Below are 12,756 nucleotides of genomic sequence, written 5' to 3'. Positions count from 1 at the left end.
CTCGCGCTGGCGCGAACCGGCTGATATCAAACAAAGATTAGCCGTTTGGCGCGAGCCTACGGGCATTCAACTAAGGAAACGACGCTCAACTTAGCGGTATTGGGGAAAGATCGGACGGCTTGCGCCCTACCGCTTTTAGCAGTAGCAGGAGTCAGCGGAACAACGGTGCAGAGGATCACCGCCCCGAATGCTCGGGCGCGAAACGGAGCAATTGCCCATTTTCCAGGGCCACCGAAATCCGTCCCGCGTGATCGATCGACACGCCGCCTTTGACGGCCAGTGCGGGCAACGGTTTGATCCAGTTGTCGCTGCCGTCGCGGGTGTTGATCGAAACCAGGAACGAATCGGATTCGTTTCCATCGGGGTGGCCCGTCGCCAGCAACGTTTCGTCGGTGACGGCGAAGCTGGTGAACCGTCGATTGCCCTTGTCTTGCCAGATCGCTTGGGGGGCTTCACCGCCGCGACGGACCCACCGCGCGGCTTCTTTGTAGGGTTTGGGAGTCCCCGGTGCCAACGGCTTTTGGCGAGCCAAGTTGACGAATTGGCTGCCTTCGTAACTGGCGTCGTGGCTCAGCTGGCAGCCGTCGCTGCACTGATAATCCAACGAGACGTATTTTCCATACGCCGGATAATACGGGTAGAACGCCGTCCGGAATTGCGAATTGACTTGAGCCCGTGGCGTATTGAGGCACTCCAGTGTTTCCAGGTCATAACGCGCCGTCTCGTAAACGCCGCCGGCAAGAAATCGCAGTTCACCGTCGACGATCGTCAGGTTGCCCTGCAGACTGATGCCGTTGTTGACTTCACGTTCCAACGTTCCCGACGTCGTGTTGGAAACCTTCAGCGCTCCCGTCATCGCATCGAGTGCGACGACGTGGGTGCCGTCGTAGTGCGTGATCCCCGCGGCCGCGTAAACCGTGTCGCCGTCGACCACCACGCCGCCCGCAACGGGCCATGCGGAAACGAGACGGTCATAGACGGAAATCCAGTAATCTTTCGGACCGACTCGGTACGACCACAGGAATCGTCCGTCCCGGGCCGCGAAGGCGTAGACCCGACCGTCGGCTGAGCCCACGTAAACGCGATCGTGGGCGACCGCCGGCGGGTAGTAGATCGGTCCGGCCGTGTACGCTTTCCAAACCGACTTTCCCTCTCCGTCGATCGCTTGGACGGCACCGGTGCGATCGGCGATGAAGACCATGTCGCCGGCGGTGACCGGCGCGGTCGGCAGCGCATCGCGACAAACTTGGACCGCCCATTGTTGTCGGACATCCTCGGGGATCGCGACCGGTGAGGTGTCCGTGCGAGCATGGTTGCCGCGGTAGGTGGTCCAGTCCCCGGGATGCGTGTCTAGCGAATCGACCGCCGCTTTGATGTCGCCGCGGACCAAGCGGGGTTCGTTCGAGTCGTCCGTTTCGTCGGCCGCATCGTCCCCGGGACGCAGTCCGATGTTTCCGTAGAGCGACAATTGGCAACCACACATCCAAGGCCCCCAGTACAGATGTCCGCCCGCGACGATGACGCCATCCTGACACGGCGGACGCATCGGGTCGATGTGCTGGGCCGTGTTGGACTCCGTCAGCACGCGAATGGTGCCGCCGTCGGCACGGTAGAAGATGCTATCGGCGCAACCGGTCGCTCGCGTGCAGGCGCGGCGGGCGGGAAACGTCGCCAGCACGTCGCCCGTTGAGTAGTCGAACTTCATTCCGTTTTCTGACTTTTGCGGACCGGCCGCCCAAACGCCGTCGTCACGTAGCACCAGTTGCAGATTGCCCGTCGGGTGCGTCCAGGCAAGTTTGCCGTCGTGAGCGGAGGCGACGACCATGCGAGCGCGTTGTGGTCCGGCAAAGAACAGGTAGTCCGCATTGCACTTCATGTAGCACGTGGTGGCGTAACCGGTGATGTAGTGCTGTGCCTTTTGATTGTCGCCGATCGCATCCAATAAGTCTTTGTCCGTGTTCTTCCAGTTCAGCTTTCCCGTGTACCGATCGATCGAAGCCAGGAATTTGCCAGGGCAATAACAAAAGATCTGACTCTCGTTCATGCACACCGCGCGGGCGTCTAAGAACTCGTCATCGCGATAGTGCCACAGTCGTTCTTTCGTTTTCAAATCGATCGCGACCAGCGTTCGCCCGAAGCCGAACGAGGTGCGGGGGTCGTTGTAGTCGTGGCCGTCCCACATGCCCCAAGGCCAATGCCCCAGCCCGCGTCGAATGGCGCGTTGGGTTTCCAGTTTGGCTTCGGGGTTGCCGACCATCGCGAACAGGATTCCGTGACGCATCGCCATCCATTTCCAGACTGGGCCGTCACTGATGTCGGTCCCCACCTTGATTTCATCGATGGTTTCTCCGGTCCGACCGTCGATGATTTTGCAGGATTCGTGGTCGCCCAGATAAAGCGCGTCGTCGGTCGCGACCATCGTGTTGCGATGCAGCATGAAACCGGGAGAAAGCGGACGTCGCCACAGGATCGTTCCGTTGTAGGCGTTGATGCACAACAACGTATTGAGCATTTCGTTCTGGTTGGCCTTGTGGGCGATGTGCCCCATCGCTTTGTAGATCCGTCCGCCGGCGATGACCGTCTGTTCCGGCATGGGGCTGAATTTCGGGTACCCGATGAACTGGGTTCGCAAGCTGCCGCGAACCAATTGGTCGTCGGATTGCGGATTATTGTCCGGCCCGTGGTAGGGATGTGACCAATCGTCCGCACCCTGGGGAACCGGTTTGGTGAGGGCTTGGTCGCCGAGAAACGCCACACCTTTGGGACGCAAGACGCGTAAGATTTCTTGGCGCGGTGGTGTGTCGGTGTCGGATTCGAAGACCAGGATGCGGTCGGCTAGGTTATTGCCCAGATGAATGGACCGACCCGATCCCGTTTGGACGAACAAACGCGTCCCCAAAACACCCGCCGCATCGGCAACTCGTCTGACGTTGTGGGCTTGGCGAGCGTCAGGGGTTTGGAAATAGACCGTCAGTTCACTGGCCTGGCAAAGGTCGATCAAGTAGTCGACCTCGCCGTCGGGCAATCCGACGAGGGCGACGATGCCCTTGTCGATCTCCATCCGCTTGAGATCGTCGGTGGCTTGTCCGCCCAGAACCGTCGTGACGCCGCAGAACATCATCGTGGCAAGAATGGCCGGAGACACAGATCGGAGTACCATCGTTTCGTCCCGTTGCAAGTAGGTGTTGCATGTTGGTGACTGCACTGACCAATCGGTCATTGTAGCGGGCTCGCCGACGGGATGTCGCTCGCTGACGCATCCCGCTGAGGGCACACCAGCACGTGGCGTGAGCCCAATGCCACTTACTTTGACGCCAAGCGGGGTGTTTTTGTTAGCGGTAGGGCGCGAGCCCTCCGGTCTTTCACGGTGTTTTTGAAGCGCCACCGGACGGCTCGCGCCGTTCCGCTAACACGGTGGGTGTTTTTGAAACGCCACCGGACGGCTCGCGCCGTTCCGCTAACACCTCTAGAGCGAAAGTCGATGGCATTGGGCGTGAGCCAGTGGCGCGTGTTTCATCACGGGCCGGTCGCTGACGCGTCCCGCTGGGGTGCGGGATGACGTCGCACGTGGCAGCAACCGACTGGCCAGCGGCAATGTTGGCGTGACGGGCTCGGACAGGTTAAACTGGACGTCGGCCGAAATTCGCCAACACCCGATTGCCGGCGATTTCCGCTCCTGCCTCCCACCTGCCCCTCTTGGTCATCCCTCCACGCACTCGCGGAATTTGCCAGTGATGCCGAATCACGCGTTCCAGAAACTCTCGGCCCTGGCGATCCTCGTCCCGCTTCTGCTGTTGCAGTGTTTTTCCTGCGCGGCCGTCGCGTCCGAAGCGGATTCCTCTGCCGAGATCATTGCACCGGCACTGAAACAGCACTGTGTCAAATGCCATGGTGCGAACGACGAAATCGCGGGCGACGTGAACTTGCTGGCGGTGCGTGCAGAAGGTCTCTCACAAAACACGGAACTCGTCCGCGGCTTGATCGATGTGCTCGATTTGGAGGAGATGCCGCCGGAAGATGAACCGCCGCTGGACCCGAAACTGCGTCGCAAATTGGTTGCGGAACTCAAAGCGATCCTTCAGGCGGCCGTCGCCGAGAAGAAGGTTTTCGCGCACACTCCGATCCGGCGGATGAATCGTTTTCAATACAACAACGCCGTGATCGATTTATTCGATTTGAAATGCACCGTCTTCACCCTTCCCGAGCGGATGGTGCGCGAACACAAAGGGTACTTTCAGCCCGAAACCGGACGGATGGCCGAGGTTGTTTCGGTGGGAAGCCGTCCGCTGGGCAAGTCGCAGTTGATCGAACCGCGTTTGGCGGGGGTGGCGGCGTTTCCGCAAGACCTGCGCGCCGAACACGGTTTCGACAACCGCGGCGACCACCTCTCCTTGTCGCCCTTGTTGATGGAAGCCTTTCTGACGCTCGGGCAATCGATCACGCAAAGTCCCGATTTTGTTCCCCACAACGTCGGCATCTGGCAAACGTTTTTTGCCGCGCCGGCTGACGATGCCGACTTGGACGCGGAACTGCGACAGCGTCTGAAACCCTTTCTGTCCCGCGCCTTTCGACGGCCGGTCGGCGACGACGTTCTCGGTCGATACGTTCGCTTCACCTTGCGACAGCTTACCACGGGAGTCGAATGGACCGATGCGATGAAATCGATCGCCGCCGCCACGATTTCATCACCAACGTTTCTCTATCTGTACGATCGATCCGGCGATTCGACGACGGCCCAAGTCGTCGATGATTTGGAACTCGCCTCACGGCTGTCGTTTTTCTTATGGGGCAGCATCCCGGATACAGAGCTGCTCGAGCTTGCTGCGGCAGGGAAATTGAAACAATCCGGAACCTTGGACGCCCAGGTCACCCGGATGCTCAAGGACAGAAAACTGAAACGGTTCTGTGACAGTTTTCCCGCCCAATGGCTGCAGTTGGAACGGATCATTTCGTCGGTCCCGAATCCACAGAAGTATCCCGAGTTTTACTTCGCCAAGTACCGCGACAGCATGCACATGATGATCGAACCGCTGCTGTTGTTCGAAACGGTGTTGATCGAAAACCACCCCATCACACAGCTGATTGACTCCGATTTCACCTATCGGTCGGTGCTGTTGGAAGACGCCTATGGCGAGCTTCGTAGCGAATCTTCGGATATCAACAAACGAGGCGGCGGAGTGACGGTGTTGGAGTTTCGTCGGGTTCCCGTATCGGATCGGCGCAGCGGAGGCGTGATCACCAACGCCGCAGTGATGACGATGACCTCCGGTCCCGACCGAACCCAACCGATCACGCGTGGGGCTTGGATCGCGACCGCTATTTTCAACAATCCGCCCGACCCGCCGCCGGCCGATGTGCCGCCGCTGGGTGAAAAACCGGCGGCCGGTGAAGAACATCTGACGCTGCGCGAGAGGCTTTCGCTGCACCGTGAACGAAGTGATTGCAAAGGATGCCACGAGCAAATCGATCCGCTGGGGTTCGCGTTGGAAAACTATGACCCGGTCGGCCGGTGGCGAAGCCGGTATGAAAACGGGCGTGCGGTGGACGTCGCGGGCACCTTATTTCGCAAGCACGCGTTCAAGGATGTGGTCGAATTCAAGGATGCGGTGCTGGCCGAGAAAGATCGGTTCACCCGCGCGTTGGCCGGCCACTTGCTGTCCTTCGGACTCGCCCGTGAATTGTCGGCACCGGATCAGATCGCACTGGACCAAATCGCCGCGGCAACCGCCGACGATGGTTACAAACTCCAAACGCTGATCAAGGAAGTGATCCGGAGCGAACCCTTTCAAAGTAAAACCAACCCCAAGGCCGAATGATGCACCGCACTTCACGACGAACCTTCCTCCGCGGACTCGGCGGCGCGGCGTTGTCGCTGCCTTGGATGGAAAGTCTGGTCACGGCCGGATCGGCGATTCGCGTGCCCAAGCGGATGGCGCATTTCTACGTGCCGATCGGCGTCGTCCGACGCGGGTTTTTTCCCGGCGAGGCCAACGATGTGATCCCCAAAGGGAACCTCGGCAATGTCATGACGTCGCTGGGCAAGCAGGATCCTTTTTTCAGCGTCAAACCGCTGGGCGAATTGACGCCCACGATGCGTCCGCTGGACCCCTTCAAGAACAAAATTAATTTGATCACCGGCATGGACCGGACGTTCCAACAAGGGACCGATGTCCACGCGCAATGCGCCTCGTGTTACTTGAGCAGTGCGGAACCGTACACGATCAAAGGTACCGCCTGGCCGCTGGATCGAACGCTGGATCATCTGGTCGCCGATCGAGTCGGCAAGGCGACACCGTTTGCGACGCTCGAATTCAGTTGCAACAGCCACCGCGACAACAAGGAATCGATCTACTTTGACAACATCTCTTGGTACGGCACGGGGCACCTTGCGCCGTCGATCCGCGACCCACGGAAGATGTATCACCGATTGTTTTCGACGCAGGAAATCGATCGCTACCGTGACGTGACCGATCTCGTCTTGGAGGACGCCAAGTCGTTGCAACGCGACCTCGGGTACGCCGATCGGTTGAAATTCAACGAGTATTTCGATTCGATTCGGACGATCGAAACGCAAATGGATCGGCTGGAAAACATGAAGGCTGAACTCGCCAAAGTCGATTTCGACGAGCCTCCCGAAGCCTATCTGCCCCGCGGGGAATATATCCGCTTGATGGGTGACCTGATGGTCGTTGCGTTGCAGACCGGGCTGACCAATGTCACGACGTTTATGGTCGGACCCGAGCGTTGGGACACGCCGTACATGTTTGAAAGTCTGTTCGATCAACCGCGAAGCCATCACCAGATGTCGCACAATCAAACCAAGATGATCGACGATCTGTTGAAGGTCGATCGTTTCCACATGGAACAGTACGCCTACTTGATCGACAAAATGGATCGGGTGGAACAGGCCGATGGGACGTCGCTGTTGGACAACACGCTGTTCACCTATGGGTCCGGGTTGGGTGACGGTTCCACGCACCAGTACAACGATTTGCCGATCATCGTCGCCGGCGGAGGCGAACGCGTTCAGTCCGGTCAACACATCAACATGCCCGAAGGCACACCGCTGGCGAATCTATGGCTGACCCAGGCCCGCATGATGGGGCTGGAGATGGAGCGTTTCGCCGACAGCACCGGCACGGTCGATCCGTTGTTGGCTATGTAGGTCACGCTGTGCGTGACACATGGCTATGTAGGTCACGCTGTGCGTGACACATGGGCTGGCCCCCTCTTCCGATGACGAATGTCCTGGATCGCTGGAATCGCTTGGTTCCTTTTTCCCGATCAGCTCCAACAGCGAATCTGGAAACCGACTTCAAAGCGAGGTGTGTCGGCAGAAAGATGATTGTCGGTAGTCCTACGATCAGCAACGACAGCCAGGCCCACGCAGGCATCCAGCTTTGAGGCTGGGCGTCGTCCATCCCGTACACATAATTCACATTGTGTGGCTGATTGGGAAAGTCCAATTCGGCCCCTGCTGGAGGAAGCACGAAGAAACAAATCAGCATGAGCACCCATGCCAGAATCGTCCACGCCGCAAACGCTCGACGGTCGTATCCCAGTCGCCAGACGAAATACAGCAACATCAGTGGCAACCAAAAATGAAAGAACGACAATCCACGAGCAAACAGCGAAATCCCGGGATCGAACATATAGTCCGTCATTCCGGTCAGCGGCAACTCGATCCATTGCGCCAGGAAATCGATCTGCCAAAGTATCTGCGGAATCGTAATTCCGACCGCGGCCATCGAAGCGAAAATCGGCTTCTCCGTCCATGTGGCGAGGAGAGCCAGAAAGAGTGCGACATCGCAGTAGTACAGGAAGTTGGTCGGCCCGTATTCACGCCAGTAGTACGGAACTAAAACGGCAACGAAAGCGGTAAAAGCGAGTTTGACCCACAGCGGAACCCGCTGAGGTGCCGTAACGGCCAATTTGTTTTCCATGGAGATGCTCGTCAGCAGGGACTCAACCGAATCGATTTCGCGGACCAGCGTCCGCTCCCGACATTGAGCCTCTCGGATAGCCTAAGTTGCGCACCGTATAATCAAGGGCCGTCAAATCGATCCTTTTCGCTATGTACCATCCAATCCGCGATTTTTGAGACAACCATGAATCACTCATTTCGTTTCGCTCGTTTCACCGTGTCGCTGATCCTCTGTTGCATTGCCTCTGCCGTCGTTGCCGCTGACAAACCCAATATTCTGATTCTGTTTACCGATGACCAGGGTTACGCCGATCTGGCATGCTACGGCAACGAAGCGAATAAGACGCCGCGGTTGGACCAGTTGGCGGCCGAAGGAACTCGATTCACCTCGTTCTACTCCCAGACGGTCTGCGGGCCTTCGCGATCGGCACTGCTGACCGGACGCCAGCCGCTTCGCAGCAAGGGCTGGGGCATGCCGGCTTCGGAAATCACGTTCGCCGAGTTGATTCGCGGGTCGGGTTACCAAACCGCCTGCATCGGCAAGTGGGACGTGTCCAACCGGAAAGCGATCCTCGACCGCATGCCCAATGCACAAGGCTTCGATTACTATTTCGGCACCTTGGGCGCCAACGACAGCGGCAAAGTCCGGTTTCACGAAAACAATGAACCGGCCGGTGGGACCGATGACATGGGCAGCCTAACCACACTCTACACCGACAAGGCGATCGAGTACCTGAAAGACAAACGCGACCCAGACAAACCGTTCGTGTTGTATCTCGCTCACACCATGATGCACACCATCATTGATGCCTCGGATCGTTTCCGCGGTAAATCGGCGGGAGGATTGTACGGGGATGTCGTCGAAGAGTTCGATTACGAAACGGGACGGTTGCTTGATGTAATCGATGACTTGGAATTGCGCCAGAATACGTTGGTGATCTACACCAGTGACAACGGGCCGTGGAACCAACCGAAGTACACCGACAGGAAAAAAGGCCATCCCGAAGGATCCATTTTCTGGGGCCAGTCCGGTCCGCTCCGCAACGGCAAAGGGTCTTGCTATGAGGGCGGCTATCGACTGCCCTGTATCGTCCGTTGGCCGGGAAAGGTGCCAGCGGGACGAGTTTCCGATGCCATTTTCGCCACCATCGACTTCATGCCGACCTTCGCACGTCTGGCCGGATATGAAGTTCCCAATGATCGCCGCATCGACGGTATCGATCAAACCGACCTGCTGTTGGGGAAACGCGAAACCGGACGCGAGCATTTTTATTTTAACAACGCCGGCGTGCGGCAGGGCGATTGGAAATACCTCAAGGCCGACGCCTTCTTTCACGGTTACGCGGTCGAAGACGATCGAAAGAAGGTCGAAGAACTCTACAACCTGAAATCCGACCTGGGCGAGCAAACGAATCTGGCCGCGGAGCACCCCGAGAAAGTTGCTGAGCTGAAAACGTTGATACACCAGATCGAAGGCAACGATCCGCCCGAAACATCACCGATTCAAATCAAGTAGCCGGGGGCCGAAGGTCTTGTCGGCGTTGGCGAGACGCGACCGGCAGAATGATTCTCACTCTGCGATCTGAGCGGTCGGGACATGATTCTGCCCCATATGATTCTGCCATTTCAATTCTTCTGTCATTCCGCCTTCAAGACGAGGGATCGATTTGCCGATTCACAAAAGCCTCGAGTTCGACGTCCAGTCGGGCGACTTGCTGTTTGAGGGTTTGCAGGAGACCGGGGACGGGGGCCAGGTCTTCGTCTTTGCCCAGTCGTTCGATTTGCTCGGCGAGTTCGACGACGGGTTTGGCGCCAAAATTTGCCGCGGCGCCTTTGAGCGTGTGGGCGCCACGGGTGACGACTTTGACGTCGCTCGCCGCCAGCGCGTCTTCGATTTCCTTGACACGCTGCCCCGCCTCGTCACGTAAGACTTTCGCGATTTCCGTTAAGAACGCGTCGTTGCAGCCGCGCATTCGATTGCGGGCGTGTTCGACGTCGATGACCTCGTAGTCGGGTTGTGGACCGGGTGTGACTTCCCCGTCCGCCTCAGCATTGGGCTGGACGGTTGCATCATCCGTGGCGGCGGGGGAATCGTCGGGGGCGTGTCGCCTTAGGACCATGGCCAGTTCCTTGGGGTCAATGGGTTTGCTGATGTAATCGTCCATGCCGGCTTCCAGGCATCGTTCGCGATCCCCTTTCATGGCCGCGGCCGTCATGGCGATGATGGGGATGTGGTTTCCCGTAGACGCTTCTTCGTGACGAATTTGTTGGGTCGCTTCTTGCCCATCCATGACGGGCATCTGCCAGTCCATCAAGATCACGTCAAAGTGGCCGTCTCGCCAGGCCTCGACGCCGAGTTTACCGTCATTGGCGATTTGGACCTGGTGTCCCATGCGTTCCAGCAACCCGCTGGCCACCCGTTGGTTGACATAGCCGTCTTCGACCATCAACACACGCAACGCCACATCGGCCTGCTCGACATCGTGTGATGGATCGATGTCCACAACGTCATCGGGCGACACCACGGCATTCAGGATCGTCTCGAGAAACTCCGATTGCACCACGGGTTTGGTCACATAGCTGGCCACGCCCAGGTCGCTGCATCGTTGTTTGTCCTCGCTGGTCGCCGAGGAGATGATGATGGTTTTGGTGTGTCGAAGCTGATCGTTTTCCAGCATCTTGGTGGCGACATCGTAGCCATCCATGTTCGGCATCACGCAATCGAGCAGCACCAGCTGGTAGGGCGAATCGGCCACGGCGGCGCGTTCGAGTTCCTCCAGCGCCGTTTGCCCATCGGCGACACACGTCGGGGCCAGCCCCCAGGACTGAAGCATCTCGTTGAAGATCAATCGATTGGTTCGGTTGTCGTCGACGACCAGCACGGGCAGACCGGCCAGGTCCTCCAAGGCCGCCGGAGGAGTGGGCGTCAGCGGTTGCCCGATTTCCAAGTTCAAATTGAAGTGAAACGTCGTCCCTTGGCCTAGTTCGCTTTCCACCCAGATTCGACCGCCCATCATGGAGACCAGTTGACCCGAGATGGAAAGCCCCAAACCGGTGCCTCCATATTGACGCGTGGTTGATGCGTCGACTTGTGAAAACGACTCGAAAATGCTGTCTTGTTTTTCCTTCGGGATGCCGATCCCCGTGTCGCGAACCGAGAAGTGCAATTGGGCATGCGTTTCGCTGCGGTCTTCCAGTTCCACGGCGACGACCACCTCCCCGGCCTCGGTGAACTTCATCGCGTTGCCGACCAGGTTGACGATGATTTGGCGGAGCCGTCCGGGATCGCCGACGACAACTTGAGGGGCACCCGGGGCGACGCGGCAGGCCAGTTCCAGTCCCTTTTCTGCGGCGTGATGACCCAGCGAGCGGGCCGTCCGTTCCACCGTGTCTCTCAGGTCAAACGCAATCGATTCCAATTCCAGTTTGCCGGCTTCAATTTTGGAAAAATCCAGAATGTCATTGAGCAGCCGCAGCAGCGAGTCGGCCGACCCGCGGACCATCCCCAGGTATTCGCGTTGTTCCGATGAAAGTGGTGTTCCTTCCAACAGGTCCGACATGCCGATGATCCCGTTCATCGGCGTGCGAATTTCATGGCTCATGTTGGCCAGAAATTCGCTCTTGGCTCGATTCGCCTGGTCGGCCTCTTCACGCGCTTTCTGTAGATATTGATTGGATTCGGCCAGCTCCCGCGTCCGTTCTTCGACCCGATCTTCGAGCGTCACCTGAGCTCTCACCAATTCGTCGGTCATGCGATTGAACGAGGTTCCCAGTCGCCCCAGTTCGTCATCCGATTGAACCGCGACCCGTGCATAGCGATCACCGCCGGCAATCATGTCCGCGGTTTTGGCGAGTCGCGAAATCGGAGACGTGAATCGTCTGGCCAAGACAAACGCCCCCACAACGCTCAGCAACACCAGCGCGGCTTCCAGGAACCACTGCATGTTGCGTAGTTTGCCGATCGGCGCGAACGCTTCATCGCAATCCATTTTCACCACCATGCCCCATTTTCGGAATTCGGGGTCTTGCAAGCTGATGGGGCGCCAAGCGATCAACACCTCGGTTCCCGCATAGCGGCCGATGTCTTGGCCCGACTCACCAGCAATCGCTCGATCCATCGCCTCCGTTCCCAGGCTCGCCGATGCGTCGTCGTGCGGCTTCGCCGAGGGGATCAGGTAGTGCAGTTTGTTACCTTGTTGCGAGGCAATCAGCACTTCACCGGAGTCTTCCAGGCCGGTGGAATCGTGCAGGATCTGGATCAAGCCATCGACGTTGAGCAGCACCATCACGACCCCGAGGAATTGCTCGTCGTTGGTCTTTGCCGGCGCCGTCAACCAAGCCACGTACTGGCCGTCGCCGTTTTGAATCGGAGTCCCAAAATGGGCGTCGATGCGTCCTTGTGAATAGTCGGGGGAATCGGAGTAGTTCTTCTCAAGCTGGCTTTCGTCGGTCGACGCGATCACTTGGCCCTGAGGGTCGGTGATCGAGATGGACAAGAACTCCGGGGTGCTCAATTTGGCATCGATCAGGATCCGTTGGACGCCCTGGCGAAACCTCGCTTCGCCGACAGTGCCCTCGATCCGTTCGGCAAGATAGCTCCGCAGGCGGGTTCGGCTGGCGACCAGCAGCGCCCGCTCTTTCTGCTGATCGACGTAGGCGAGCACGCGTTGTTGGCGATCGTGCGCGGCGGTCTGCAATCGCTGGTGGATCTGTCCGGTCAGACTGCTTTTGGCGAATTGAAAACTCGTCAAATTCGCCAGCGTCGCGGTCAAAAACACGACCACCGCAACGAAAATCGTCAGTTTGGTTTGTAAATTAAGACGCATCCCATT

Annotated in this window: 6 protein-coding genes; 3 read left to right on the top strand and 3 right to left on the bottom strand. The window is 58.4% G+C overall.

What is annotated here, in order from left to right; all coding sequences use genetic code 11:
* Positions 1-175: 175 nt before the first annotated feature.
* Positions 176-3,160 (bottom strand): outer membrane protein assembly factor BamB family protein, encoded by a 2,985-nt coding sequence (locus NZK35_RS23995; RefSeq protein WP_259635061.1) that lies wholly within the window; start codon positions 3,158-3,160, stop codon positions 176-178.
* Positions 3,161-3,734: 574 nt separating this feature from the next.
* Between NZK35_RS23995 and NZK35_RS23990 the strand changes: the two genes are divergently transcribed.
* Both NZK35_RS23990 and NZK35_RS23985 read left to right on the top strand, forming a co-directional pair.
* Positions 3,735-5,816 (top strand): DUF1592 domain-containing protein, encoded by a 2,082-nt coding sequence (locus tag NZK35_RS23990; protein WP_259635060.1) that lies wholly within the window; start codon positions 3,735-3,737, stop codon positions 5,814-5,816.
* A complete protein-coding gene (locus tag NZK35_RS23985; protein ID WP_259635059.1) occupies positions 5,816-7,165 on the top strand; it encodes a DUF1552 domain-containing protein in 1,350 nt (449 codons plus the stop codon). Before NZK35_RS23990 ends, NZK35_RS23985 begins: the two co-directional genes overlap by 1 nt.
* A gap of 1 nt (position 7,166) precedes the next feature.
* On the opposite strand, the gene NZK35_RS23980 is transcribed toward NZK35_RS23985, so the two are convergent.
* Positions 7,167-7,943: a hypothetical protein gene (locus NZK35_RS23980; RefSeq protein WP_259635058.1), complete on the bottom strand. Its 777-nt coding sequence runs from the start codon at positions 7,941-7,943 to the stop codon at positions 7,167-7,169.
* 165 nt (positions 7,944-8,108) lie between these two features.
* On the opposite strand from NZK35_RS23980, the gene NZK35_RS23975 reads away from it, so the two are divergent.
* A complete protein-coding gene (locus NZK35_RS23975) occupies positions 8,109-9,440 on the top strand; it encodes a sulfatase-like hydrolase/transferase (RefSeq protein WP_259635057.1) in 1,332 nt (443 codons plus the stop codon).
* Positions 9,441-9,573: 133 nt separating this feature from the next.
* Here NZK35_RS23975 and NZK35_RS23970 read toward each other — a convergent pair whose 3' ends face one another.
* Positions 9,574-12,750 carry a response regulator gene (locus NZK35_RS23970; protein ID WP_259635056.1) on the bottom strand — a complete coding sequence of 1,059 codons (3,177 nt, stop codon included), beginning with the start codon at positions 12,748-12,750 and terminating at the stop codon, positions 9,574-9,576.
* Positions 12,751-12,756: the final 6 nt, after the last annotated feature.

This window comes from Stieleria sedimenti, assembly GCF_025060895.1.
In the GTDB taxonomy this organism is placed as follows: domain Bacteria; phylum Planctomycetota; class Planctomycetia; order Pirellulales; family Pirellulaceae; genus Stieleria; species Stieleria sedimenti.
This window is presented reverse-complemented; position numbering and strand designations above follow the sequence as displayed.